Source organism: Burkholderia oklahomensis C6786, from assembly GCF_000959365.1.
Taxonomy (GTDB): domain Bacteria; phylum Pseudomonadota; class Gammaproteobacteria; order Burkholderiales; family Burkholderiaceae; genus Burkholderia; species Burkholderia oklahomensis.
Genome location: NZ_CP009556.1, coordinates 520395 through 546568, shown reverse-complemented (window position 1 = coordinate 546568; position 26174 = coordinate 520395). Strand labels below are relative to the sequence as shown.

The 26174-nt window shown below is 64.0% G+C and carries 23 protein-coding genes; 13 read left to right on the top strand and 10 right to left on the bottom strand.

Translation table 11 applies throughout. The features are described from left to right. The first annotated feature begins 26 nt into the window (after positions 1 to 26). Together BG90_RS20415 and BG90_RS20410 are read left to right on the top strand one after the other, a co-directional pair. The gene (locus tag BG90_RS20415) at positions 27 to 1499 is read left to right on the top strand and encodes an NAD-dependent succinate-semialdehyde dehydrogenase (protein ID WP_010117592.1); all 1473 of its coding nucleotides are present in this window, start codon (positions 27 to 29) and stop codon (positions 1497 to 1499) included. A 150-nt stretch (positions 1500 to 1649) separates the two neighbouring features. Further along, the gene (locus BG90_RS20410; protein WP_010117591.1) at positions 1650 to 2642 is read left to right on the top strand and encodes a M14 family metallopeptidase; all 993 of its coding nucleotides are present in this window, start codon (positions 1650 to 1652) and stop codon (positions 2640 to 2642) included. A 185-nt stretch (positions 2643 to 2827) separates the two neighbouring features. Here BG90_RS20410 and BG90_RS20405 read toward each other — a convergent pair whose 3' ends face one another. After that, the gene (locus BG90_RS20405; protein WP_010107288.1) at positions 2828 to 3307 is read right to left on the bottom strand and encodes a nuclear transport factor 2 family protein; all 480 of its coding nucleotides are present in this window, start codon (positions 3305 to 3307) and stop codon (positions 2828 to 2830) included. Positions 3308 to 3411: 104 nt separating this feature from the next. Further along, positions 3412 to 4029: a TetR/AcrR family transcriptional regulator gene (locus tag BG90_RS20400; RefSeq protein WP_010107287.1), complete on the bottom strand. Its 618-nt coding sequence runs from the start codon at positions 4027 to 4029 to the stop codon at positions 3412 to 3414. A gap of 87 nt (positions 4030 to 4116) precedes the next feature. On the opposite strand from BG90_RS20400, the gene BG90_RS20395 reads away from it, so the two are divergent. From BG90_RS20395 to kdpA, 4 genes are all read left to right on the top strand, one after another. Continuing rightward, positions 4117 to 4767 carry a YceI family protein gene (locus BG90_RS20395; RefSeq protein ID WP_010107286.1) on the top strand — a complete coding sequence of 217 codons (651 nt, stop codon included), beginning with the start codon at positions 4117 to 4119 and terminating at the stop codon, positions 4765 to 4767. A 174-nt stretch (positions 4768 to 4941) separates the two neighbouring features. Continuing rightward, the gene (locus BG90_RS20390) at positions 4942 to 5577 is read left to right on the top strand and encodes a GNAT family N-acetyltransferase (protein WP_010117589.1); all 636 of its coding nucleotides are present in this window, start codon (positions 4942 to 4944) and stop codon (positions 5575 to 5577) included. Positions 5578 to 5651: 74 nt separating this feature from the next. Next, complete coding sequence (locus tag BG90_RS20385; protein ID WP_235363855.1) at positions 5652 to 5993, top strand: hypothetical protein; 342 nt, start codon at positions 5652 to 5654, stop codon at positions 5991 to 5993. A 151-nt stretch (positions 5994 to 6144) separates the two neighbouring features. Further along, positions 6145 to 7953 carry a potassium-transporting ATPase subunit KdpA gene (gene kdpA, locus BG90_RS20380; protein WP_010117588.1) on the top strand — a complete coding sequence of 603 codons (1809 nt, stop codon included), beginning with the start codon at positions 6145 to 6147 and terminating at the stop codon, positions 7951 to 7953. Positions 7954 to 8064: 111 nt separating this feature from the next. Here the strand turns inward: kdpA and tdh are convergent, their stop codons facing one another. Together tdh and BG90_RS20370 are read right to left on the bottom strand one after the other, a co-directional pair. Further along, complete coding sequence (gene tdh / locus BG90_RS20375; RefSeq protein WP_010107281.1) at positions 8065 to 9093, bottom strand: L-threonine 3-dehydrogenase; 1029 nt, start codon at positions 9091 to 9093, stop codon at positions 8065 to 8067. Between the two features lie 13 nt (positions 9094 to 9106). Next, positions 9107 to 10306 carry a glycine C-acetyltransferase gene (locus BG90_RS20370; RefSeq protein WP_010117587.1) on the bottom strand — a complete coding sequence of 400 codons (1200 nt, stop codon included), beginning with the start codon at positions 10304 to 10306 and terminating at the stop codon, positions 9107 to 9109. 166 nt (positions 10307 to 10472) lie between these two features. Between BG90_RS20370 and BG90_RS20365 the strand changes: the two genes are divergently transcribed. The 3 genes from BG90_RS20365 to BG90_RS20355 all read left to right on the top strand — a co-directional run bounded on the left by BG90_RS20365 (position 10473) and on the right by BG90_RS20355 (position 12759). After that, entirely contained in the window at positions 10473 to 11075 is a 603-nt protein-coding gene (locus tag BG90_RS20365) for a helix-turn-helix domain-containing protein (protein ID WP_010117586.1), read from the top strand. Positions 11076 to 11154: 79 nt separating this feature from the next. Continuing rightward, positions 11155 to 11535, top strand: coding sequence for a DUF2471 family protein (locus tag BG90_RS20360; protein ID WP_010107278.1), 381 nt, complete (start codon positions 11155 to 11157; stop codon positions 11533 to 11535). Positions 11536 to 11715: 180 nt separating this feature from the next. After that, on the top strand, positions 11716 to 12759 hold the full coding sequence (locus tag BG90_RS20355) for a tyrosine-type recombinase/integrase (RefSeq protein ID WP_025990068.1): 1044 nt from the start codon (positions 11716 to 11718) through the stop codon (positions 12757 to 12759). Positions 12760 to 12840: 81 nt separating this feature from the next. On the opposite strand, the gene BG90_RS20350 is transcribed toward BG90_RS20355, so the two are convergent. After that, the gene (locus BG90_RS20350; protein WP_010117582.1) at positions 12841 to 14028 is read right to left on the bottom strand and encodes a DNA-binding protein; all 1188 of its coding nucleotides are present in this window, start codon (positions 14026 to 14028) and stop codon (positions 12841 to 12843) included. Positions 14029 to 17047: 3019 nt separating this feature from the next. Here BG90_RS20350 and BG90_RS20345 point away from each other — a divergent pair. Then, entirely contained in the window at positions 17048 to 18424 is a 1377-nt protein-coding gene (locus BG90_RS20345) for a replication initiation protein (RefSeq protein WP_025990067.1), read from the top strand. Positions 18425 to 18508: 84 nt separating this feature from the next. On the opposite strand, the gene BG90_RS20340 is transcribed toward BG90_RS20345, so the two are convergent. Together BG90_RS20340 and parA are read right to left on the bottom strand one after the other, a co-directional pair. Beyond that, positions 18509 to 19576, bottom strand: coding sequence for a ParB/RepB/Spo0J family partition protein (locus tag BG90_RS20340; protein ID WP_010107273.1), 1068 nt, complete (start codon positions 19574 to 19576; stop codon positions 18509 to 18511). Between the two features lie 24 nt (positions 19577 to 19600). Beyond that, complete coding sequence (gene parA / locus BG90_RS20335; RefSeq protein WP_374189781.1) at positions 19601 to 20200, bottom strand: ParA family partition ATPase; 600 nt, start codon at positions 20198 to 20200, stop codon at positions 19601 to 19603. A gap of 308 nt (positions 20201 to 20508) precedes the next feature. Between parA and BG90_RS36215 the strand changes: the two genes are divergently transcribed. Both BG90_RS36215 and arsC read left to right on the top strand, forming a co-directional pair. Continuing rightward, the gene (locus BG90_RS36215; RefSeq protein WP_158335906.1) at positions 20509 to 20967 is read left to right on the top strand and encodes a hypothetical protein; all 459 of its coding nucleotides are present in this window, start codon (positions 20509 to 20511) and stop codon (positions 20965 to 20967) included. Between the two features lie 100 nt (positions 20968 to 21067). Then, a complete protein-coding gene (arsC, locus tag BG90_RS20320) occupies positions 21068 to 21424 on the top strand; it encodes an arsenate reductase (glutaredoxin) (RefSeq protein WP_010110896.1) in 357 nt (118 codons plus the stop codon). A 267-nt stretch (positions 21425 to 21691) separates the two neighbouring features. Here arsC and BG90_RS20315 read toward each other — a convergent pair whose 3' ends face one another. Together BG90_RS20315 and BG90_RS20310 are read right to left on the bottom strand one after the other, a co-directional pair. Continuing rightward, entirely contained in the window at positions 21692 to 21889 is a 198-nt protein-coding gene (locus tag BG90_RS20315; protein ID WP_010110894.1) for a zf-HC2 domain-containing protein, read from the bottom strand. Beyond that, positions 21870 to 22475, bottom strand: a complete 606-nt coding sequence (locus BG90_RS20310; RefSeq protein ID WP_010110891.1) for an RNA polymerase factor sigma-70 — start codon at positions 22473 to 22475, stop codon at positions 21870 to 21872. The genes BG90_RS20315 and BG90_RS20310 overlap by 20 nt, the downstream gene beginning before the upstream one ends. 383 nt (positions 22476 to 22858) lie before the next feature. Between BG90_RS20310 and BG90_RS20305 the strand changes: the two genes are divergently transcribed. Then, the gene (locus BG90_RS20305; RefSeq protein ID WP_010117578.1) at positions 22859 to 23416 is read left to right on the top strand and encodes an NADPH-dependent FMN reductase; all 558 of its coding nucleotides are present in this window, start codon (positions 22859 to 22861) and stop codon (positions 23414 to 23416) included. Between the two features lie 116 nt (positions 23417 to 23532). Here BG90_RS20305 and BG90_RS20300 read toward each other — a convergent pair whose 3' ends face one another. Next, a complete protein-coding gene (locus BG90_RS20300; RefSeq protein ID WP_010117576.1) occupies positions 23533 to 25824 on the bottom strand; it encodes a hybrid sensor histidine kinase/response regulator in 2292 nt (763 codons plus the stop codon). Positions 25825 to 26174: the final 350 nt, after the last annotated feature.

Sequence of the window (26174 nt, the reverse complement as noted above, 5' to 3'; positions counted from 1 at the left end):
CGCATCGCGTCGTCAGGATTCGCATCATGTCGCTTACGCTGTCCCGCCCCGAACTCATCCGCACCGGCAACCTGATCGACGGCGAATGGCGTCCCGCCGCATCGGGCAGCCGCTATGCCGTCTCCGATCCGGCCGCGCTCGACGTGATCGCCGAAGCCGCCGACAGCGGCGCAGACGATGCGCGCGCCGCCACCGATGCCGCCGCGCGCGCGCTGCCCGCATGGCGCGCGACGACCGCGCGCGAGCGCGCCGCGATCCTGCGCGCGTGGCACGCGGCGATCGTCTCGCATACCGAAGACCTCGCGCGCCTGATGTCGCGCGAGCAGGGCAAGCCGCTCACCGAGGCGCGCGGCGAAGTCGCGTACGGCGCGTCGTACGTGCAGTGGTTCGCCGAGGAAGCGACGCGCGCGTACGGCGACCTCATTCCGCAGCAGCAGCGCGGCAAGCGGATGAGCGCCGTGAAGGAGCCGATCGGCATCGTCGCGGCGATCACGCCGTGGAACTTCCCGCTCGCGATGATCGCGCGCAAGATCGCGCCCGCGCTCGCGGCGGGCTGCACGGTCGTCGCGAAGCCGGCCGAGGACACGCCGCTCACCGCGCTCGCGCTCGCGTTTCTCGCGATGGAAGCAGGCGTGCCGCCGGGCGTGCTGAACATGATCTCGGCGTCGCGCGAGCGCGGCGTCGAAGCGGCCGGCGACTGGCTCGCCGACGCGCGCGTGCGCAAGATCACGTTTACCGGCTCGACGCCCGTCGGCAAGTTCCTCGCGCGCGAATCGGCGGCGACGCTCAAGAAGCTGTCGCTCGAACTGGGCGGCAACGCGCCGTTCATCGTGTTCGACGACGCCGATCTCGACGCGGCCGCCGACGGCCTGATGGCCGCGAAGTTCCGCAACGGCGGACAGACCTGCGTGTGCCCGAATCGCGTCTACGTGCAGGACGGCGTGTACGACGCGTTCGCGGCGCGCGTCGCCGCACGCGTGAGCGCGCTGCGCGTCGCGCCGGCAACCGACTCCGCCGCGCAGATCGGCCCGATGATCAACGCGCGCGCGGTCGACAAGATCGCGCGCCACGTCGACGACGCCGTCACGCGCGGCGCGCGCGTGCTGACGGGCGGCCGGCGCCTCGCCGAGCTCGGCCCGCATTTCTATGCGCCGACCGCGCTCGCCGACGCCGCGCCCGGCATGCAGCTCTGCGGCGAGGAGACGTTCGGACCGGTAGTTGCGTTGTTCCGCTTCTCGACCGAGGACGAAACGATCGCCGCCGCGAACGACACGCCGTACGGCCTCGCCGCATACTTCTACACGCAGAACGTACGAAGGATCGCGCGCGTGTCGTCGCGGCTCGAGGCGGGCGTCGTCGGCATCAACGAAGGCGCGCTCGCGAGCGAAGCGGCGCCGTTCGGCGGCGTCAAGGAATCGGGCTACGGCCGCGAAGGATCGCGCTACGGGCTCGACGACTATCTCGCGATCAAATATCTGTGCGAAGGCGGCCTCGATTGACACCGCTCATGATCGAACGTGCGTGCAATCGCATGAAACCGCTCACCGAACGACATCGCGTGCATGGCGGCGGGCGTGCTCGCGATCGCGCACGCCCGTTCCGCCCGTGAACCGCCGCGACGTTTTCATCGACTCCCGAAAAAGCTCACCATGACCGAATCGGCTCCCGTATTTCCTCACTATTCGATCGAGGTCGACTTTCCGAACCTCGATGCGCATCGTGCCGGCAATGCCGGCGTCGACTACGTTCATCGCTTCGATTCGGGTGCGCCCGGCCCGCACGTGATGATCAACGCGCTCACGCACGGCAATGAAGTGTGCGGCGCGATCGTCGTCGATGCGCTGCTGAAGATGGGACTGCGTCCGCGCCGCGGCGTGCTGACGCTGTCGTTCGCGAACGTCGCCGCGTACGAGCGCTTCGATCCGGCCGAGCCCGACGCCGCGCGCTTCGTCGATCAGGATTTCAATCGCGTATGGATGCCGATCGTGCTCGACGATCTGTCGAAGCGCTCGGTCGAGCTCGATCGTGCTCGCGCGCTGCGGCCGTTCGTCGACGAAGCCGACTGGCTGCTCGACCTGCACTCGATGCATGAGCGCAGCGCGCCGCTGATCGTCGCGGGGCCGCTCGACAAAGGCACGGAGCTCGCGCTGCAGATCGGCGCACCGCCGACCGTGATTCGCGACGAAGGCCATCCGGAAGGCAGGCGGATGCGCGATTACGGCGGCTTCGGCGATCCGGCGAGCGCGAAGAATGCACTCCTCATCGAATGCGGCCAGCATTGGGAAGCGCAGGCGGTGGCGGTCGCGCGCGACAGCACCGCGCGCTTCTTGGTCGCATCGGGCATCGTCGACGGGCGGGATCTGCCCGCCGGCTGGTTCCAGCCGCTCGCGAAGACGATGCGGATCGTCCAGGTGACGGAGCCCGTCGTCGCGACGAGCTACGACTTCCGTTTCGCCGATGCGTACACCGGCCTCGAGCATTTCGCGGAAGCGGGTGAGGTGATCGGCTGGTCGGACGGTGCGCCCGTCACGACGCCGTATCCGGACTGCGTGCTCGTGATGCCTTCGCTGCGTCAGTTGCGTCCCGGCGTGACCGTCGTGCGGCTCGGCCATCTCGAACGCGAGATGCCGCAGCGAGGGTGATGCGGGCGGTGTGCGGCATCGCGCTGCGCGAAGCGGCGATGTGCGGTGCGATGTGGCGTGAAGGGCTGCGAAGCTTTGCTTCGCAGCGCCGCCTAGCTTCGAATCCCGAGTGCCGAGCTGTGAGCGCTGAGCGCCGGATGTCCGGCGCTTGGCGCAGCGCGATGCCGCACACCGCCCGCCGTCGCTCAAAGCCCGAGATCCGACAGGCTCGGATGATCGTCGGGCCGGCGGCCGAGCGGCCAGTGGAACAGGCGGTCCGCTTCGCGGATCGGCATGTCGTTGATGCACGCATGCCGATGCGCCATCAGGCCGTTCTCGTCGAACTCCCAATTTTCGTTGCCGTACGAGCGGAACCAGTTACCCGCGTCGTCGTGCCATTCGTACGCGAAGCGCACCGCGATCCGGTTGCCGGTGAACGCCCACAATTCCTTGATCAGCCGATAGTCGAGCTCGCGCGTCCATTTGCGGCGCAGCAGCCCGACGATCTCCGCGCGGCCCGTGGCGAACTCCGCACGGTTGCGCCATTTGCTCCGCGGCGTATAGGCGAGCGACACCCGCTCGGGATCGCGCGTGTTCCAGCCATCTTCAGCAGCCCGAACTTTTTGTATCGCGGTTTCGCGCGTGAACGGCGGGACAGGCGGGCGGATTTCGGTTGAATCGGACATCGGGTTCTCCAGATTGAGGACGTGAAAAGGCCTGCCCGGCTCGCCGGTGGACGGCGGGCAGGTCGGGGCACTGCGATTCGATCGATTGAAAACGGAGTGAGGCGTCAGCCGGACCGGTTCGGCAATGTCGCTTCGAGCAGCAGCTCCGCCGCCGCCCGTGCGTCGCGCGCAGCCGTCGCGTCGCCGCTCACGAGCGCGACACCGATCGCGCCGTCGATCAGCACGAGCCACTGACGCGCGAGCCTTGCGACGTGCCGCCGGTCCGCGCCGGTTTCGGCCGCGTATGCGTCGAGCTGCTCGCGCACGAATGCAAGCAGACGCTCCTTGTGCTCGCGCACGACGACGCGAATCGGATCGTCCGGATGTTCGATCTCGCCCGCCGCGTTCAGGAACGCGCAGCCATGGAAATCCGGCTGCTCGAACCATTCGCGCAGCACGTCGAACATGCCGACGAGCCGCGCGCGCGGCGACTTGCCGCGCTGTTCCGTCGCGTCGACGAACCACGTCATCCAGCGTTCGTCGCGCCTTTCGAGTGCGGCGGCGACGAGCGCCTCCTTCGATTCGAAGTGCGTATAAAAGCTCTTGCGCGCGGCGCCCGACAGCTTGACGATCGCGTCGACGCCCGTCGCGTGAATGCCGCCCGCATAGATCAGCGTCTCGGCCGCGTCGAGCAGGCGCTCGCGCGCACTACCGGCAGGGGAAAGGTCTGGTTTCGTGTTCATGCGTTTACGGTAGAACGATCATTCTCCTTTGTCAACCTCGAATCGATGCGCTATCGTCTTCGCACGCATTCGACAAAAGAGGTCTGGATGAGGCCGGCAAGATGGGCAGGATGGATCGCATGTGCAATTGCGATCGCGGGAACAGCGGCAGGCTGCACGCCGCTGCGGGTCGTCACGCATAGCGTATCGACGGCGGAAGCCGCCGTACCGGCCGGCCGCTACTCGCTCGATCCGCACCACTGGAGCATCGTGTTCGACGTCGACCACTTCAAGTATTCGCGTTTCACGATGCGCTTCGATCGCGCGAGCGCGCAACTCGACTGGCGCACGGGCGGGCTCGCAGACAGCGGCGTGACGGCGTCGATCGATGCGGCGAGCGTCGACACCAACGTGCCGCTGCTCGACAAGCTCGTCGCGGGCGCCGATGCGTTCGACGCCGTCCGCCATCCGCAAATCCGTTTCGACAGCACGCGCTTCACGCGCACGAGCGCGACGCAAGGCACGCTGACCGGCAACCTGACGATCCGCGGCGCGACGCATCCCGTCACGCTCGCCGTCACGTTCAACGGCTACGGCCGCAATCCGCTGACGAAGCAGGACACGCTCGGCTTTTCCGCGAGCGGCACGTTCAGCCGCGCGCAATTCGGCGTGACGAGCTGGTACCCGGCCGTCGGCGACGACGTGCGCGTGCACATCGAAGCGGAGTTCGTCAAGGAAGGCGAAACGCCCGCGCAATGACGGGCCGGGACACGCCGATGACGTGCCATATCTTTCGCGACGCGTGACGTTTGCGGCGAGCGTCATGCATCGCACCGCACGTCTCCTCATCGAAATTTTTTACGACATTTTTTCTTGAAGGGCTCGCTCGCGACTCCCTACACTGCGGACAACCGTCGAGGTTTGGGAGGTGTCATGCAGCAGCAGCGAGCGAAGACCGAACGACCCGCGCACTTCGCCTGTGCGACTCGCGTGGATGGCCGCGTCGTGCTGAGACGTTTCGATCCGGCGCAAGACTCGTACGACGAGCTGACCGCGCTGTTGCATCGCGCGTTCGCTCGGCTCGGCCGGATGGGGCTCAATTGCCCGTGTGTCGATCAGCCGGCCGCCGTCACGCGGCAGCGCGCGCTTGCGGGCGAATGCTTCGTCGCCGTCTGCAACGGCCATCTCGTCGCGACGATGACGCTTCATGCGTGCGACCCGTCATCACCGTGCGAGCTCTATCGCCGCGGCAACGTCGCAACGCTTCGGCAATTCGGCGTCGATCCGGTCTGGCAAGGGCGCGGCATCGGCCGATCGTTGCTCGCATTCGCCGCGCATTGGGCGGCCGCACGCGGCTACCGGCGCCTCGCGCTCGACACGCCGCAGCCCGCCGCGCATCTCGTCGACTTCTACACACGCCAAGGATTCCGAATCGTCGACGTGATGCATTTCTCGGGAAAGGGCTACGACAGCGCGATCCTCAGCAAGCCGGCAGCGGTATCGCCTTCGTACGCATCGAAGGCTCGCGAACTGCCGCTTGCGCCGACACCGCTCGAATACGCCGCATGAAGTCCGACGACGAGGTGCGCCGACGCGATCGCGCATGCGAGCCCAGCGAACGGGACGTGCGCAAGTTCGCACACGTGAAGGCCGCGATGCGCGTGCGCGGTCTCGCCAAAGTAGTGTTCATCACGATCGCGACGAGTCAGGCGTTGACGGCGGCGTTCGCGAGCCTCGTGCACGTCGTCGGCTGCGACGTGGAACCGGGTCCGCTGCTTCTCTTCAACTTCGTCAGTTGCGCGCTCGTCAGCTTCTGGCTGCAAACCGATGCGCAGCGCGCCTATCTCGAAGCGCAGTCAAGCGGGCGTCTGCGCAAACCGCCGAATGCCGATGCCCTGCCCGACGTTCCTCTCGATTGCCCGAAACGTTGGCTCGTCATCCTGAATATCGAACTGAATCCAAATTTGCTCGACGATGCGCGGTGACGCGCGAGCCGTCATCGCGAATCGGCTCCGTATCGAAATGTTGACGCTTTGTTTACGCCCGTCGCGTCACTCTTTCGAACGATTTGATATCGGCCGCGCTGTAATGGAGACGTGAAGCGCGGCCGAACCGACGGTCGAAGCGGGAGAATCAATGCCGACCTACGCCTATCTGCAAATCGGCCTTTTCGTCGCGGTACTGACGTTGCTCGTCAAGCCGCTCGGGGGCTGCATCGCTCGTATCGCGGACGGCGATCCTCCATGGCCGATGCGAATGCTGCGGCCCGTCGAGCGATGGGCATATCGCGCGGCGGGCATCGACCCCGAACAGGGAATGAGCTGGAAAACCTACGCAGTCGCGCTGCTGCTGTTCAGTCTGCTCGGCACGATCGCACTCTATGCATTGCAACGCGCGCAGCATCTGCTGCCGCTCAATCCGCAGGCACTTCCCGCCGTCAGCGCCGATTCGGCGTTCAACACGGCCGTCAGCTTCGCCACCAACACGAGCTGGCAATCCTACGCGGGCGAAACGACGCTCAGCTATTTGAGCCAGATGGGCGGCATCGCCGTGCAGAGCTTCTTGTCCGCCGCCACCGGCATCGCCGTGCTGTTCGCGTTGATCCGAGGCCTCGCGACGCGCGGCGCCGGCACCGTCGGCAACCTATGGGCCGATCTCACGCGCGCAACGCTGTACATCCTGATTCCGCTGTCCGCGCTATTTGCCGCTGCGTTCATCGCGCAAGGCTCGATCCAGAATTTCTCCGCGTATCGCACCGTTCGCACGATCCAGAGCGCGACCTGGCCGCAGCCAGTGCTCGACGCAAGCGGCGCGCCGCTGCACGACGCCGCGGGCCAGGCGATCACGCACACGACGACGAGCAGCGAGCAGCTTCTGCCGATGGGCCCAGTCGCATCGCAGGAGTCGATCAAGCTGCTGAGCGGCGACGGCGGCGGCTTCTTCAACGCGAACTCCGCGCATCCGTTCGAAAACCCGACGCCGCTCAGCAACTTCCTGCAGATGCTCGCGCTCGTGCTGCTGCCGGCTGCGCTGTGCCACACGTTCGGCGCGATGGTTGGCGACACGCGTCAGGGCTGGGCGATCTATGCGGCGATGCTCGCGATGTTCGTCGCGCTTGCGGCAGTGACGACACGCGCCGAGCAGGCGGGCAGCGCAATGCTCTCGGCACCCGCCGTCGACACGCGCGCATCGGCGTCGATGCCGGGCGGCAACCCGGAAGGGAAGGAGACGCGCTTCGGGATCGTGTCGTCGGCGCTCTATGCGACGCTCGCGACGGCGAGCGGCGACGGCGCAGTCGACGCGATGCACGATTCGCTCACGCCGATCGGCGGGCTCGTGCCGATGGCGCTGATGCAAACCGGCGAAGTCGTGTTCGGCGGCCCCGGCTCTGGACTTTTCGGGATGCTGGCGCACGCGATGCTCGCCGTGTTCGTTGCGGGATTGATGATCGGCCGCGCGCCCGAATATCTCGGCAAGAAAATCGACCCGCACGACATGAAGCTCGTTGCGATCGCGATCCTCGCGACACCGCTCGTCGTGCTCGTCGGCACGGCCGTGTCGGTGTTGCTGCCGGACGGCGTCGCAGGCATCGCGAATCCCGGCGCGCACGGCTTCAGCGAGATCCTCTACGCGTTCACGTCGGCGGCGAACAACAACGGCAGCGCGTTCGCGGGCCTCGCCGCCAATACGCCGTTTTACAACACGGCGCTCGCGGCGGCGATGTGGCTCGGCCGCTTCGCGACGATCGTGCCGGTGCTCGCGCTCGCCGGCTCGCTCGCGCCGAAGGTGCGGCGCGCGGCCGGCCCCGGCACGCTGCCGACGCACGGACCGCTCTTCGTGGTCGTGTTGGTCGGCACGATCCTGTTGATGACGTTGCTGACGTATCTGCCTGCGCTCGCGCTCGGGCCGATCGTCGAGCAGGTGGTGACGGGGGCTGTGCATTGAATGCCGATCGACGCTCGCCGGCTAGCCGCATGCGGCCCGCGAATCATCATTCGCAGTCCATAGTTCGACGTGACTCGCGGCCCGGCGCGCCGCCGAGCCTCGCCATCGACGTCACACCGTCCAGTCGAGAATCACCTTGCCGCTTTCGCCCGACAGCATCGCCGCAAAGCCTTTCTCGAACTCGTCGACCGGAAAGCGATGCGTGAGGATCGGCGACAGGTCGAGTCCGCTCTGCAGCATCGCGACCATCTTGTACCAGGTCTCGAACATCTCGCGCCCGTAGATGCCCTTGATCTCGAGGCCCTTGAAGATCACCTGGTTCCAGTCGATCGCGGTCTGCGCGGGCGGAATCCCGAGCAGCGCGACCTTGCCGCCGTGGTTCATCGCCTCGAGCAGCGACGTGAACGCGCTCGGCACGCCCGACATCTCGAGCCCGACGTCGAAGCCTTCCGTCATGTGCAGATCGGCCATCACGTCGTGCAGCGATTCGCGCGAAACGTTCACCGCGCGCGTCGCGCCCATCTTGCGCGCGAGATCAAGGCGATAGTCGTTGATGTCGGTAATGACGACGTTGCGCGCGCCGACGTGCTTCGCGATCGCCACCGCCATCACGCCGATCGGCCCTGCGCCCGTGATCAGCACGTCCTCGCCGACGAGATTGAACGACAGCGCCGTGTGCGTCGCGTTGCCGAACGGATCGAAGATCGCGGCGAGATCGTCGGAGATCTCGGGCGGAATCCTGAACGCATTGAACGCGGGAATCGCGAGATACTCGGCGAACGCGCCTTCGCGATTCACGCCGACGCCGACCGTGTTGCGGCACAAATGACGCCGCCCCGCGCGGCAGTTTCGACAGAAGCCGCACGTGATGTGGCCTTCGCCGGACACGCGGTCGCCGATCGAGAAGCCGCGCACTTCCTGGCCCATCTCGACGATCTCGCCGACGTACTCGTGTCCGACGTGCATCGGCACCGGGATCGTCTTCTGCGCCCAGTCGTCCCACTTCCAGATGTGGATGTCGGTGCCGCAGATCGCCGTGCGGCGAATCTTGATCAGGACGTCGTTGTGACCGACCTCGGGCTTCTTCACACGTGTGAGCGTGAGGCCCGGCCCACGTTCGAGCTTGGCAAGCGCTTTCATCGCAGGGCCTCCGTCAAATGACGCCGAGCGTCTTGCCGACGCGCACGAACGCGTCGACCGCCCGATCGATCTGCTCGGGCGTGTGCGCGGCGCTCATCTGCGTGCGGATCCGCGCGCGGCCGCGCGGCACGACCGGATACGAGAAGCCGATCACGTAGACGCCTTCGGCGAGGAGCGCATCCGCCATGTTCGATGCGACCTGCGCGTCGCCGAGCATCACCGGAATGATCGGATGCTCGCCCGGCACGAGCGTGAAGCCCGCCGCGCTCATCTTCTCGCGGAAGCGCGCGCCGTTCGCGCGCACGCGTTCACGCAGCCGCGCGCCTTCGTCGCTTGCGAGCAGCTCGAGCACCTTCAGCGACGCGGCCGCGATGCTCGGCGTCAGCGTGTTCGAGAACAGATAGGGGCGCGAGCGCTGCCGCAACAGCTCGACGATCTCGCGCCGCGCGGCGACGTAGCCGCCCGACGCGCCGCCCAGCGCCTTGCCGAGCGTGCCCGTGACGATGTCGACGCGGCCCTCGACGCCGCAGTATTCGGGTGTGCCGCGGCCGTGCTCGCCGATGAAGCCGACCGCGTGCGAATCGTCGACCATCACGAGCGCGCCGTAGCGGTCGGCCAGGTCGCAGACGCCCTTCAGGTTCGCGATGATGCCGTCCATCGAGAACACGCCGTCGGTCGCGATCAGCTTGAAGCGCGCGCCCGCCGCGTCGGCCTCGCGCAGCTTCGCTTCGAGATCGGCTAGGTCGTTGTTCTTGTAGCGAAAGCGCTTCGCCTTCGACAGCCGGACACCGTCGATGATGCTCGCGTGATTCAGCTCGTCGCTGATGATCGCGTCGCTTTCGTCGAGCAGCGTCTCGAACAGGCCGCCGTTCGCATCGAAGCAGCTCGAATACAGAATGCAGTCGTCGGTTTTCAGGAACGCGGAGAGGGCAGCCTCGAGCTGCTTGTGCACGGTCTGCGTGCCGCAGATGAAGCGCACCGACGCCATTCCGAACCCGTCCTGCTCGAGCGCCGCCTGCGCGGCAGCGATGAGGCGCGGATCGTCCGCTAGGCCCAGATAGTTGTTCGCGCAGAAATTCAGCACGTGCGCGCCGCCGGCAAGCCGGATGTCGGCCGCCTGAGGGCTCGCGATCTCGCGCTCGGTCTTGTAGAAACCGTCCGCGCGAATCTGGTCGAGGGTGCCGCGTAGATGGGCGAGAAAGGCATCACGCATTGCATAAGCTCCTGATATGGGCGGCAAGCCTCGGCGCTCGTCCGCGCTCGTGGCGGCGGTAAAGCAGCTTGCTACTGTTATAGTCGGCCGTTGGGTTTAGCGTATTTTTCCTGTATTTCGAACTAAAATTCGAAATACCGAACAACTCTAAGCGAACGGAATTCAAATGGCAAGCTCTTCCGGCGCGCGGCGCACGGCCGCGCCCGCCGCCACCGGCGCCACGCCGCCGCGGGTCGGCGAGCAAATCCAGCGCCTGCGCAACGAGCGCAAGCTGACGCTCGACGATCTGTCGCGCGCGGCGGGCGTGTCGAAATCGATGCTGTCGGAGATCGAGCGCGACAAGGCGAATCCGACGATCGCCGTCGCGTGGCGGCTCACGAATGCACTCGGCATCAGCCTCGACGAACTGTTCGCGCAGCCGAAGGCACCCGAGACGATCCGCGTCGACGGCCCGCACGACATCCCGACGCTCGCCGGCCACGACGCGCAATACCAGTTGCGCGTCTGGGGCCCGATCGAGCTCGCCGGTAAATTCGAGTGGTACGAGCTGACGCTGCCGGCAAACGGCGCGCTCGTGTCGAATCCGCACGAGCCGGGTACGCGCGAGCATCTGACGGTACTGAACGGCTCGGTCGAAATCGAAGCGGCGGGCATCGCGCGGCGCCTGAAGGCGGGCGACACCGCGCGCTACGCGGCCGACGGGCCGCACGCGATCCGCAATGCGGGCAAGAGTGAAGCGAAAGCGCTCCTCGTCGTGATCCATCGATAGTCCGGCGTCTAGTCGACCAGGCAGCCAGTTGCGCAAAATACTGTATATTTGTACAGTATACGCAAAACAGGAGCCCGCGATGACCGAACAGGATTTGGCCGCGCTCAGCTTCAAGGCTGCGGCGCACGATATGGAAACGATTGTCCGCTACATTGCCGAGCGCTATCTCCGGCAAGGCGTTCCGTTGACATGGCGGCTCCTGCATGCGATCGAGGCCGAAGCGCTTGCCGATCTCGGCTTCGCGAGCCGTCACGATCCGATGGTGCGCTGCCTTTTCGACCGTCCGGCCGAACTGTGCTTTCCCGAGACAGACGATCTCGTCGACTTCGGGCAATCGAACGCGCTGCCCGCGGTGTTTTCGTTCGCGGTCGCCGCGTACGAGCGAGCCGCGAACGCGCAGAACGGCGCAAAAAAGGCGCCGGCGCGCGCCGCGCGCGTGTCACGCGCGTGGGGCGACTAGGCGGCCGAGTCCGGCCGAGCGCCGAGCGCTCGCGCCTCGCACGCACGCACGCACGACGATCGATTGCCGGCAGCGAGATGTCGGCCGCACGCTCGCCGCCTACGCCTACGCCTACGCGAAGCCCTTTATTGAGCGAACGCGACACGCTATGATTAATCCGCAACTAACGGAATGAATGACATGTCGCCGCCCATTCTGACGAGTTCCTCTCCGCCGCCCGACATACCGGGCGATCTATTCGACCGCGACACGTCGGATTGGCTCAGCCATCCGGACACGGCATTCGACGCCTGGCTGGCAGCCCAGGAATTTCGCCGCTCGTCGGCCGACGTCTATCGCGCGCAATGGGGCGCGTTTCTCAGTTGGCTCGCGAAACGACAGAAGAACCTCGCGACGGTCGATACCGAGACGATCGCACACTTCGTCAGCGAACTGCCGATCAAGAAGACACAAAGAGTCCGCTATTTAAGGCTCATCGAGCGCGTGCTCGATCACGTGCGCAAGAGCGAATTCGGCTCGACGAATCCTGCCCGCTTCATTGCTCAGGATGGCGAAGCAACGTGGCGCAGCGCGCGCGACAACGAGCCGACGAGTTTTCTGGCGCCCGCCGAACGCGCCGCGTTGCTCGCGTATCTGTTTTCCCCGCTGCCGGCAATGGGCGCGGCACTCTGGAAAGAACGCCGCGATCGCGCGCTTATCGCCGCATTCCTCGGCGGCGGATTGAAAACCGGCGAGGCTCGCGCACTTACGATTAGTTGCGTGAAACTTGGATCGACGATGCTGACGATCCCAGCCTCGCAGCCAGAATTCACGCGCGAAACGCATCTTGCGTCGTTCGCGATCGCGCTATTCGACGCATGGCTCGCCGAACGCCAACGCTGTGGCATTCCGGGCGAGCTCGTCTTTCCCGCGTCGCAGTCCGGCCGGCCGATGCACAAGGCGACGATGCTGCGTGCAGTCGATGCGATCATCGATGCAGCCGACATCGCGCAGTCTCGCACCGCGCGCGCCAGTCCACAGACGTTGCGCAACACGTTCGCGGCCGAACTGTTCGAAAACGGTGTCGACCCGGAGAAAGTTGGGCAGTGGCTGGGGTTCGCGCAGCCGATTTCATCGAATCGACTGCATCGGGCGTGGAAAAATTGGCGGGAAAGCCTCGCGAACGCGCTGCCGGACGCTGATTCGCTTGCCGACGAGGTGCCGCTCGCGTCAAGCCAGACTTGAAATCGCGGCTTTCCGACTCCCGAAAATCCTCACCTTTTGACTCCCGATTTTCCTCACCTTTGAGAAAATCGGCGGCTTCCGTCACGATATCCGAGAGAAATAGGCGGCCGCCGCGAAGCGCGACGGTCGCGCTCCCGACGCGTGCTCACATTCGGGACAGAGCAATTCGTAGCCGTCGGCGTCATGCGACAGTTCGGGTTCGCCGTCGCCGCACTTCGGACAGCGCGCGGGCAACGACACCTGTTGGTCAAGCGACGTGCCGATCGCATCGAACGCCGCCGCGTCGAGACTGCCGGCGTCCGCCAGGCGGCGAATCAGCGCCGCGATCTCGGGCGTCATGCCCTGACTGGCGCGCAAGGTCCGTGCCTCCTTGACTGCGGCGGCCAATTCATCGCCTTGCTCGTGCAACTGGGCGTCGAGCTGGTCCGCACGCGCCTTCGCTGCGCTCAGTTGCTGCAGAAAATCGAATTCCTTGCGGTTGACGTCGCGCAGCCCCTGCTGATAAGTCGATGCCATGCTGCGCAACGAGTCGAGCTCGACGAGCATCGGCTTCACGCGACGTTCGGCTTCCGCGATCGCATCCTTGATTTGCTGCGCGTAGTGCTCGGTGTTTTCTCGCAACTCGGCGTGCAATGCGTCGATCCGCTCGCGTAGCGCCGCGTTTTGGCCTTGTTCAGTCTCAAGACGCTGATTCAGCAGCGCATTTTCATTTTCCATGCGGCGAATCAGGCCCTGCAGCGAATCCTGGTGGGCGAGGCCCTGCGTCGACGCGGACGCCAGTTGAACCTCGACTTCGGTCAACCGGCTCTGCAACTGCTCCGCGCGCGCGTCACTTCGGGCGAGCGAGGTCTCGAGCGCTTCCTGGCGAACCAGCGCGTCGCGGTATTTTTGCTCGGTGGCGGCGACTTCGTCGCTGGCCTGTCGCCGTTCGACATCGAGACTCTCACGCGCCTGTTTCAGTGCTTCTTCATAGAGCGCGCCAAGCAGCGCACCCGCTTTTTCCTCGAGCGGCTTAGGCAATGCGGCGCCCTCGAGCTTGACTTTCGACGCGGCGCGAATGCGTTCCCAAAAGAAATCGATGTCCTTCGGAATATCGCTCGCGCTGCCGGTTTGTGTCAAATCTCGGACGTTCGCCGCGGACGGCCGTATACCGAGATCGAAGAACAGCCGCTTGCACGCATGCAGCGATAGATCTTGTCGACGTGCGCCGGACGAGCGCAATGCATCGAGCTCTTCGCGAATGGTTTGTCGGATTTCGTCGAGGGTCATGATTGCTGTCGAAAGACGATACGTATCAATCATAACGAAACACGTTCTATTTGATACGCTTCTGATGTGCTTGTTGTACTTTTGCCACCAGTAGGGTTTTTTGGAGGGATCTCGTGCGATTTCGCTCGCTCAGGTGTGCCGAAACCGTGAAACAAAGCGAAGAATCGATCTTAACATCATGTTTTTAAAAGATTATCGGATGGGATCCGAATAACGCTAATTGTTTCACATGCAGGGAGTTGCGGTTCTCGGGACGTATCTGGAGGCGAAATTGGGGTTCTGTGGAAAACTCGTCGGGGGAGTCTAGAGAGTATTAGAAGTAAACACCCTTGAACCTTCGTTAAAAACGTTAACGCCACCGGGAAGCCTTGTCCAGCAAGGGATTGCGGCCGAGAAGGTGAAGCTTTACAGGATACAAGGTGACATCTTCCAGGAGCCGACGTGATGGGGTTCGGGGATCAGCGGGAGCCGATGCAGGAAAGATCGTGAGTGGGTTCAGGACAGTTTCCCACAGGCGAAATTGGTAAAGGTGAGATTTTTCAGGGGCACAGCAACGGTGAAGCCGCGTGGAGCCTGAATTCATCCGTTTGCCATTCCAAGGACATAGGTGAGGATTTTCGGGATGCCTGTGAAGCAGCGATTCTGCCCTTCTTTTGGGCAAATTTGGGGGATAGGTGAGAGTTCTCGGGATTCCAGCTCGTTTTGGTGTGAGCGTTTCCGGGAAAGAACGCCAGTAAAGGCCTGCTTGGTGGGGCTTCGTGGCCCGGAACGACCCAAAGGTGAGATTTTTCGGGAGGCGGGTTTTGGCCCAGGGATTCCGAGCTTTATTGACGGTGAGGGTATTCAGGGGCGCAGCCAATGGCGTCCGATTGCGTTCGAGGTGAGGTTTTTCGGGACCATGAATGCCGCAGAGATTTGCCAAAGGTGAGGCTTTTCGGGAAAAGTGGGCGTGCACTTACCTGCGAAGGCCCGTGGATGCTGGATGGTGAGTGCCATTTCGACACCGGTTTTCCATTAAAGGTGAGGCTTTTCAGGAAGCGATGCCGCGAGATCGGCATGGAGCAGCTTGCCGAAAGGTGAGGAAATTCGGGAGGAGAAATTTCGATCGATGCTTCAGGTATGTTCCGTAAGTATTTGATGTGATGGAGATTTTTCATTGCAGATGCAAAGGTGAGCTTTTTCGGGAATGTCGGATGCATCGTCGTGAGGATCAAAAATCGGCTTGAGGTGAGACTTTACGGGAGCCAATTGCCGGTGACCGCCCGTGTGTCGGTCCCGCGGCCGCGATCGATTGTCGGTGCGCGGGATCCGAATGGTGAGCTTTTTCGGGAGATGGACCTGGATAGCGCGGCGTCGGCCGTGGCGAACTGCGCTGACCGATCCGCTTGGCGGGCTCGTCGGGCCTGGCAGCAGGCGGGAAGCTGGGTTCGCGGTGAGGCGAATCGGATGCAGGCGCTCACGTTGGCCAACTTCGGTATGCAGTGTGACCCGCGTCCGGCCTTGGTCCAAGTCCACCCGGACGGTTGGTCGACCTCTTTCCAGGGCGGATGGGCTTGCGAGCGTGGCGTCGTCGGACCGGCGCGGGGAAAATCGACGCCGGGTGAGTTCGAGCGGATATCAATGGCTTACGCTGGTCATTTCCGCGGGGCAGGTCAGCCCACTGTGCCGATTGGGTAAGGTCTCGCTTCGTTGCAGCGTGCGTGGACACTGGCGCCGATGGTGAGCCGCAGGCTCGTCCCCCCACCTCACGTTGGTCCGGCGGGCGCTCCGAACGGGGTAATCGATCGTTTGCATCGCGTTCTCGGGCGGATGGCGCACGTGGCTCGCTGTCCATATATTCGTGCGATCGCTTTCGTGTTCCCCGGAAGCGGTTTGAGGTGAGTCGCATTTGGCGCCGAGCACTCACGTCGGATCTCGGCGCGGCGACGTCCGTCGCAAATGGGGGCCGTTGTTGCCCTTGCCCCTTCGGTTAGTCGAAGCCGCCCGGTGCGGCTCACGTTTGTCGTCACACCGGGTATTCGGTTGGCCCAGGCCTCAATCCCCTCACATTTGCCGGCCCGTCGTGTTTTCGGTGAGTGGATCCAGCCCAACGGGGCTCACGCTTGCAGTCCTTGGCGGATCCCGGGGCTCCGCATGGCTTGGAGTTCTGGTGCCCGGCGCGCGGGCCCGTTTATCGCGTCCTTTCGCGCCAGTGGCGGCTTTCTTTGCCGTCCGGTGAGCCGAACGAACGAGGACTTTCTCGCTCATGTCGTCCGTCGGCGCCCGCATGCCGTGCGCTATCGGGGCGCTGCCTGCATCGGACGCGCGGTTGAATGAAGTGACGCGGCCTGCTCGAGCCTTGAGTTCATGGCGCTTTATACGACGGCCGGTCCGGGGATGGCGCAGGTAAGGTAAGGGGTGAGCCCGATCGGTTTTCGCGGCTCACGTGTGGGTCAGTTGCCTTGCCGGCGGGGCGGCCGCCCGTTCCGAGCCGATTCGGCGATCGGTTGTGCGGATCGTTCCGTATGCCCGGCGCCGTCGATCGGTGCCCGTCGAGCTTCAACACCTAATGATCGGGGGTGACGTCACGCTGGGCAAATGCATCGCCGCCAATTCCGCTCGACTTCCCGGTATCCGCCGACCGGCCGATGGCCCGATCGCATGCTGGCATGATTTCAGTCGACATCGGCCGATCCCTCGGCTAGCCGTCTCCGAAATCGGCGCCGCGAGCCGATCGCGGACACGCCCGCACGCGCGAAATTCGTCGTAGCAATTTTGCGACAAGATTTGAGGTGAGATGATACGGGAGCCGCCGCACTGCGGAACGGGCGCGCGGGAAAACCGGCGTCCGCCGCGCTTTCCGCGGCACGCAAAGGTGAGTCGCGAATGGCCTGATTTTGGACCGGTGAGTATTTGCGGGAGCATGATCGGGTGAGTGGCGACGAATCGCCGAGCTTCACCCGATATGGTGAGCATGCCGTTCTGGACGCGCATCACCACAGACGCTATCCTTCCGGAAACTTCTCCTCCGACCCGACGCATGGCCACAAAGCGCGCCAAGAAAACCGATGTGGACGTGGTGAGTGCTAGTTCCGCCGAATTGCGTAAGGCCGTCGAGGCGATCGCAATTCAGCCGAAAAACGGCAAGATCACCCTCCTGACTCGCAAGCTGTTCAACGTGCTGCTTGCGGTCGCCCAGCAAGCCGACGATTCCGGCGATACCTATCGCGCGCTGCTGTCGGATATCGTCGCCAACTCGGCCTTCGATTCGAACGACACGGCGCTCGTGAAGGAGCACTTGCGGCGGATGGTGTCGGTGCAGGTCGAATGGAGTACCGGCACGTCGAGCCAGAAGCCCGGTCGGAAATGGGGGATTTCCACGCTGATCGCCGACGCCGAAATTCTCGAAGATCCGGCGACGCGGCGCGTGTGGGTCGAATTCTCGTTTGCGCCGAAGATCAAGAAGAAGCTGCTCGACCCGGTGCAGTATGCGCGCCTGAGCCTGCAGTTTCAGAGCCAGCTGCGCAGCAGCGCGGGGCTCGCGCTGTACGAAATCTGCGTGCGCTATCTGACGAACCCGAGCCATCTGACGATGCGCGAGCCTTGGGAATGGTGGCGCCCGATCCTGTCGGGTACACCCGACACCGAGGCCGGCGACGAGGCGAAGCGCGAGTACAAATATTTCAAGCGTGATTATCTGCGTCCGGCCATCGCCGAGGTGAACGCGGTGACGAACATCTTCGTCGAGCTGGTCGAGCATCGCGAAGGGCGTCGGGTTGCCGAGATCCAGTTCCGCGTGTCGGAGCGCAAGCAGCCGATGCTCGCACTCGACGAGCATCCGAACGTCTTCGACAGCACGCTCGTCGACCGGATGGTGAAGATCGGCATTCCATTGAAGGAAGCGCAGACGCTCTATGCGGACAACGAGGAAAACCGGATTCGAGCCGCGCTGCAATTGACCGAACAGCGGGTGCGCAGCACGACGCTGCCGCCCGTGCGCAGCGCGCCTGCGCTGTTCAAGGATGCGTTGAAGAAAGGATATGCGCCGCCCGTCGGCACGGTCGAAACGCCGCCGCCCGCAAGCAGCGGCAAGTTGGTCGCGGCCAACGCCGGACGGACGGGAGCGGACGATCCGAAGGCGCGCCTGCGCAGTGAGTACGACGCTTACCGGCGCAAGGAAGCGAAGCAACTGTACGAAGAACAAGGTGATGCGGAACGGGAGGTCGCTCGCGCGTCGTTCGAATCCGACGTATTGCCTGCGCTGGGTTCGCATCTGCGTGACGATTGGCGTCGACGCGGGCTGGACTCGAAACTCGTCGAAACGGCTTTCTTCGACTGGCTCGCTCAAAAGACCTGGGGTGAACCGACCGACGGCGATCTGCTTGCCTTCACGCTCAGCCAGTCTCGCGCGGCTTGAGCAATTGCTCGATTCGCCTGGTTCGATTTCTTCCGCGACGAAAAAACGGGGCCCCTGGGCCCCATTTCTTTTGGTTCATTCGGTTCAGTTCGACAGCAGCATCCGCTCGAGCTGCTGCAGGATCTCATCCCGCTTTTCTCGGGTCAGGCCGCGCAGCCGCAGTTCCAAGCGATCCTCGCCATACGACTTCAGATCGCCAACCGACACGCCGTTGAGCTTGATCTCGTGCCGTTGCGCATATCGCTGTCGGCTCGCGGGTTTCGGGCTTTCTTGCGTGGTCGCCCTTCCCTTCACGATGTCAGCCACCTGACGGGTGCTGAGATCGTCGGACAGAATCTTGTTGATGAGGCGCAGCGTCGCATCGGTGCCGCGCGCCGTGTGGTAGCGGCCAACCTGATACGCCATGTTCGAACCGAAGCGATCCGGGCGCGCGACCATTTCCTGCATCACGGCTTCCGGCAGCTTGCCGATCGATAGCGCGACGGCGACTGTCGACTCGTCGAGTCCGAGATGCTCGGCAAGCTCCTTCTGGCTCTGGAAGTGACTTTCCTCGAGGAAGCGCTTCCAGACGACTGCGTTGTCGAAGACCGTTTGCGAGTCGCGCTGGACGTTGAGGTCGTAGCCGAGCTTGTAGCTCTGAATGCCGATCGGCAGATCGATGACGATCGCCTTGACCGATTCCTTGTTCGCTTCCTTCAATGCGCGGACGCGGCGCCCGCCGTCGCTGACGAAGTAGGAACCGGGGTTGTCGTAATCGGGGATGACGTGAATCGCTTGCTGCTGCCCTTGCTTCGCTAGATTGACGGCCAACTCCGCGATCGACGATTTCAAATAGAAGTGCCGCGGATTGAAGGGGCTCGGCTTGATCGTCTTGAGCGGCAGTTCGATCACCTGGCCGGGCTGATAGCGGTTTTCGATTCGCCACGCGCGATACTGGCTCGATTCGTCGATCGAGTCCGTGGTCGGCGGCGTTTCGACGATCGTGACAGGGATGTTCTTCTTCGGCAATTTGCCGGCAGGAGCAGCCGGCGTTGCGGCGTCGGATTTGACGAGGCCGTCGATCGCATTGAGTCGATCGAGCGCCGTGCGCTTTTCGCTGGTCGTGATGTCGGGGCGCGCTTGGAAGCCTTTGGCGAATTGGGAGGGTTTCATTCAGGGTCCTTTATGCGCATAAAGTCAGGGCAGCATCGCGACGATCTCGTCGGCACATGCACGGATTTCTGCCGCTGCGAGCTTTGCGCCGCGGTCGTTCATTTGCAAGACGGTTTGGCCTAGCGCCATGGCTTGCTTATAAGCTTCGCGCGTGGGAATTTGTGTTTTGAGAAGTGGGAAGCCGAGTTCCTCAAGCGCGCGCTTCAATTCGCGCGTGAGCATCCGCTTCTCTTCTGTCTTGTTCAACAGGAACACGGCGCGGAGATCTTCGTTCATCACCTGTGCCTGCTGAATCAATTTGACGAGGCCGACGCTCGACCAATAGTCCGCCGGTGACGACGAAGTCGGAATCACTGCAATCGTCGCGGCGAGCAGCACGACGCCGGACACCTTCTCGGTAATCGATGGTGGGCAGTCGACGATGATGATGTCGTAGTCGCTGATGAACTTCTTGATTTCGCGGTGGATCTGTCCGCCGGCCTCGGCGAGGTTGACGACGGGAAACGGGATGCCGGTTTCGCTGCCAGCGGAGGCGCTGGACCAATGAACGAGGGTGTTCTGGCCGTCGGCGTCGATCACCAGGACGCGTCGTCCTTTTTCGTGGAATGCGGCGCCGAGATGCATCGCGATGGTGCTCTTGCCGACGCCGCCCTTTTGTTGAGTGACTGCAATGATTTCAGCTGCCATTTTCACTCCTATTTTGATCGGGAGAATTTTACCGGATGATTTTTTTATTTCAATGAATTTGTTGTGAGCTGGCGACGTGCTGGCCGTTTGGCCGATGGTTTATGCGCATAAAGCCTGCGGGGGAAGCGTATGTTGTGCGGGGCCGTGAGCGGGGAGCATGGTGGCGAGCCGCTGGCTCGGCACTCCGCGATTCAGTGCTTTTGCGTGGACGGATCTGTTACGCATCGAGACTGGCGGGCATGTGCTTGAAGCGGCAATCGCAGCTATGCATTGCTGGTGACGCCAACGCCAACGCCAACGCCAACGCCAACGCCAACGCCAACGCCAACGCCAACGCCAACGCCAACGCCAACGCCAACGCCAACGCCAACGCCAACGCCAACGCCAACGCCAACGCCAACGCCAACGCCAACGCCAACGCCAACGCCAACGCCAACGCCAACGCCAACGCCAACGCCAACGCCAACGCCAACGCCAACGCCAACGCCAACGCCAACGCCAACGCCAACGCCAACGCCAACGCCAACGCCAACGCCAACGCCAACGCCAACGCCAACGCCAACGCCAACGCCGTTGCGGTCGGCTTTATGCGCATAAACCGGCATACAGCGATCGATGCGGTCGCTCGACGCTGCATCGCGCTTGGCGTCTTAGATTGTCATTGCGGCTCCGGAATTCGGAGCGTGTTGGTTACTCAACCATAGATGGAGCGGCGAATTGCGCGTCTTGTCCAGAGCAACGAGCTACCCCGCTGCGCCGCCGCTACAATACTCGCGTCTTTGACCCACTCTCACTAGCAGACCGATGATCACGATCTATCACAATCCCCGCTGCTCCAAATCTCGCGAAACGTTGGCGTTGCTCGAGACGCTCAATCAGACCGGGGAGGCAATCCATGTCGTCGAGTACCTGAAGCAACCGCCGACCGTCGCGCAATTGAAGGTGCTGCATCGGCAGCTCGGGCGTCCGGTGCGCGAGATGATCCGTGACAACGAGGCACTTTATAAGGACCTCAATCTCGCAGATGCCGACGTTTCGGATGCGCAGCTGTATGACGCGATTGCCGAGCATCCGATCCTGCTCCAGCGTCCGATTGTCGTGCATGGCGACAAAGCCGCGATCGGTCGCCCGCCAGAAGCAGTGAAATCTCTGTTCGAATAATTATTAAAAAAATAATAATTCTAAGGAGCGATGGCCCGGCGGCTTTGCTTATCGTAAATATGTGCCGGGCTTGAGTCGCCACATGGCTGGCGTCGTGCGAGAAGTTGTATGGCAGGGCTAGATCCGGGTGCGCTTCCGCTCATCCAGACCCTCAACAATTTGATGCGAAGTTCGGATTCGCACAAGTCGAAGCGCCTTGCATCAGACGATCGCCCGCGACGCCTCTCGTCGGCCCCGCCGACGCATCCCGCACCCATCACCGCACGTTCACTCGCCCCGTTCCGTCTCGTTCCCGCCCGCGACGCGCGCCGCCTCCCGCAGCAAGCGAATCTGCATACGGTAATTGCGGCAACCGCTGCAAGCCGGCAGGTGCACGCGCACCCGGAGCCGTTCGTCGAGCGACATCGGACGATCGAGTGCGTCCGACAGCAGCCGCGTGATGTCCTTACATTTCCCCAGTAGCATCTTCGGTCGTCAGGCCTTTTTCGGTGAGACAGGTGCGCAGCCGGGTCCGCGCGCGGTACAGCAGGACGCTGCAGTGATTTGCCTTCAACTCGAGCTCCATGCAGATGTCGTCGATTGCGAAGTCGAGGAATTCGCGCATCATGAACACGCGGCCGATCTGCTCCGGCAAATGGTCGAGACACATCTCGAACAGCATCCAGAACTGCCGCTGCTGCAGGACCGTTTCCGGCTTCGGCCACGGACGCGGCTTCGCGTGCGGCGCCCAGTGACCATTATCCGAGAACAGTTCGCGATCGAGAAGCGCTTCGCCGTCGAGTTCGGCATCGAGCGCGGACACGTTGATGGTCCGCCGCCGCGCCCGCATCGTATCGATCAGCTTGTTGCGCAGGATGCCGAACACCCAGGTCTTGTGGCTCGACTGTCCGTCGAAGCGCCCAGCCTGCGCCCACGCGGCCGCGAGCGCTTCCTGGACAGCGTCTTCGGCGGCATCGGCGTCGCGCAGTTGCAGGCGCGCGAAGCGGAGTAAATCGTGGCGCAATTGTGCGAGATAGACGGGATCGTCGTGCGCGGTGCGCGCGTGCTGCATGAGATGGCTTCCGGTTCGTGCCCGCGCGCATACGGCACGCGCGGGCGGCAGCGCAAGATTATCCATGCGGTGCGCGCCGTTGCAAGCGACACGCGTCGCTTTCGGGCGCGACCGCGTTTCTCGACGCGGCGCTGCGCGCTATGCTGGTATCGTATGTCGCGCCGGCGATCGATGGCAGAGGCATGAAATACGTCCGGGCGACATAAATGTAACCGGCGTACATATTCATCAGGTTATCCACAGATTCTGTGGAAAACTTTGTGGAAATCTGGCTCGAAGCCCCGATGCGCCGGGACTCAAGCTGGCTTGCTCATAAAAGGGCCGGTTGATATGCAATCGGGAACGAATCCAATCGATTACCTACTGGACGGAAGGAGAATCAGATGGCTTATCGTATTGCGGTGATTGTCGGCAGTCTGCGGCGCGAGTCGTTCAATCGCGCGCTCGCAACGGCGGTGGTCTCGCTCGCGCCGGCCGATCTGTCGTTCGAATCGGTCGATATCGGCTCGCTGCCGCTTTATAGTCAGGACTACGACGCCGATTTTCCCGACGTCGCAAAGCGTTTCAAGCAGGCGATCGAAGCGGCGCAGGGCCTGCTGTTCGTCACGCCCGAGTACAACCGCTCGATGCCGGGCGTGCTGAAGAACGCGCTCGATTGGGGTTCGCGTCCGTGGGGCGGCAATTCGTGGACGGGCAAGCCGGCCGCCGTGCTCGGCACGTCGCCCGGCGCGACCGGCACCGCGCTCGCGCAGCAGCACCTGCGCAACGTGCTTGCGTATCTCGACGTTCCGACACTCGGCCAGCCCGAAGTGTTCATCAAGCACGACGCGTCGAAGATCGGCGCGCAGGGCAACATCGTCAACGACGACACGCGCAAGTTCCTGCAGGGGTTCGTCGATCGCTACGCGGACTGGGTGCGTCGGCACGCGAAGTCGGCTTGACGGCTGATCGACCGGTTGACCGGTTGACCGGGAGGGATCGGATGCCATCGCCGGCCACCACCGCCAGCAACCACCATCCCCTCAACCGAATAAACAAACCAGTCAGTCCACCGAACTCAATCCGCATGCCCCGCGTGCCCCGCAAGCCGCGCATCGCGCTCGTGCTGGATCTTCAGCAGCATGCCGTCGAGCAGCGCGATGTCGAACGGCTTCGACAGCAAGCGCGCGTGCACGCGGCGCGTCCGGTCGAACTCCTCCGCGTAGCCGGTGACGAGAATCACCGGCAGCTTCGCATCGCCGCGCTCGATCGCTTCCGCCAGGTCGATCCCGTTCATCGTGCCGGGCATGTGGATGTCCGAGATCACGAGATCGAACGCGCCGGGCGCCGCCGGCTCGGCGCCCGCTTCGGTCAGCATGCGCAGCGCGTCGTCCGCGTTCGGCGCGTATGCGACCCGGTGGCCGAGCAGCTCGAGCAGCGCCTCGGTGCCCGCCGCGACTTCGCTGTTGTCCTCGACGAGCAGGATCCGCAGCCCCGCGGGCGTCGACGCCGCGGCCGGCCTGTCGGTCGCGTCCGGCGCGACGACGGGCGGCGCGACGTCCGTCGTGCGCGGCAGGTAGAGCCGCACCGACGTGCCGGCGCCGACTTCGCTGTCGATCGTCGCGAGGCCGCCCGAGCGCTCGCAGAACGCGAACACCTGCGGCAACCCGAGCCCCGTGCCCATCCCCTTCGCCTTCGTCGTGAAGAGCGGCTCGAACGCGCGCGCGAGCACGTCGGGCGGCATGCCCAGGCCCGTGTCCTCGACCGAGATCTGCACGAAGTCGCCCGTCAGCGGAAATCCGTCCTCGCGGCGGAACGTGATGTTGTGCGCGCCGATCCTGAAGCGGCCGCCTTGCGGCATCGCGTCGCGGGCGTTGACGGCGAGATTGATCAATGCGAGCTCGAGTTCCGCGACGTCGACGCGCACGGGCCACAAGTCGAGCTGCGTATCGACGGCGAGCGTCGACTTCGAGCCGAGCGATGTCTTCAGCAATTCGCGGCATGACGCGAGCCACTGCGCGACGTCGATCGTCTCGCTGCGCAGCGGCTGCTTGCGCGCGACGCCGAGCAGCTGGCGCGTCAGCGACTGGCCGTTCTTCAGCGCGCGCTCGATCGCCGCGAGCTCGGTGTCGAGATGCTGGACGCCGCGCCGCCGCACGATCTGCACGTTGCTCGAGATGATCATCAGCAGGTTGTTGAAGTCGTGCGCGACGCTGCCGACGAGATTGCCGAGCGCCTCCATCTTGCGCGACTGCCGGTATGCCGATTCGATCGAGCGCCGCATCGACGCCTCCGCCTGCCAGCGCTCCCACGCCTCCTCTTCGGCGCGCAGCCGCTTGAGCGACAGCCAGATCACGCCCCACAGCGCGGCGGACGGCGCGAACATCGAGATGAACAGAACGCTCAGGTGCTCGTACCACGCGCGGCGGATCGCGGACGTGCGGTACGCGCACGACACGAACACCGGATAGCTGCCGACCTGCCGGTACGCGACGATCTCGCTGTCGCCGTCGCGCTTCACGCGCACGACGCCCGCGCGCTGCTCGCCCTGTGCGCCGCCGAGCGGCGTCGCGCTGTCGGCTTGCGCGGCGGCGTCGTCCGACGCGCCGTGCGGCGCGGGCGGATACGACGCGAGCACGGCGCCGTCGCTGCGCGTGAGCGCCATCGACATCGGCGCATTCGCGCCGCCAAGCAGGTCGCGATAGAACGCGTTGAAATACGACGACTTCAGCGCGATCGACACCATCCCCGCAAACGTCCCATCGCTGTGGCGCCGCGCGACGCCCGTGTTGAACACGGGACCCGGATTCGCCGCCTTGAGCGGGCCCGGCATCACGCGCGAGATGTGCTCGATCACCTTGCCGTCGCGGATGCCGACGAAATCGTCGCGATTCGCGATCGACGCATACGGCGCCGGGTAATAGAGGCTGTTCGCGAGCAGCATCCCGCTCGCGCCGAAGATCGACACCGACGCGACCTGCGGATAGCCGCCGCCGATCGTGTTGAGCGCGTCGTGGATGTCGGCTTCGGCGTTGCGGACCGCGGCGTCGTCGAGATCCTGGACGAGATCGACGATGCGCGCATCCAGCGTCTCCGACAGATCGAACACCTTCAGCGCGTGCTCTTCGGCGACGCGCACCGTGCGCATCGTCACGTCGCGCGCGGTGGCTTCGCGCGTGCGCATGTCGTTGTAAGCCATCACCGCGACGTACACGCACGGCAGCACGATCGCGGCGACGAGCATCACGATGAGCGTCACGCGCCGCACCGCGAAGTCATGTTCCGGCGCGCCGGCCGCGAACGATGCGTCGTCTTCCCAATCGTTGTCGGGCGGTGTCGAGCGTGAGGCGTCGGGCCGATCGGGCGTCATGGCTGGCGAGCGAATGCTGGAGGATTGATCGGCATCATAAACGAGTCGCGCATGCGCGCCCGCATGCGGCGCGGGCATTGCGCAAGCCCGGATTTCCGGCGTTTCCGGCGGCTTCGCGCAAACAGCGACGAATTCAAAAGCGCAAACGTAAGCAAAAGAATAATTTGCGTGCTTATCGCAAAAACTATTCGAGCTATTCCCGGATTCGAAACCGAGCTAATCAATTCTGTTCGAACGGGGAAAAATGGCGAGTTGCAACGCCCCGGGTTTACTCCCAGAATCCCGCATCGCTTTCCTATGCGGAACATGCCCGCGATGCACGGGCGCAGCCTCGACGAGGTCCATCCGCG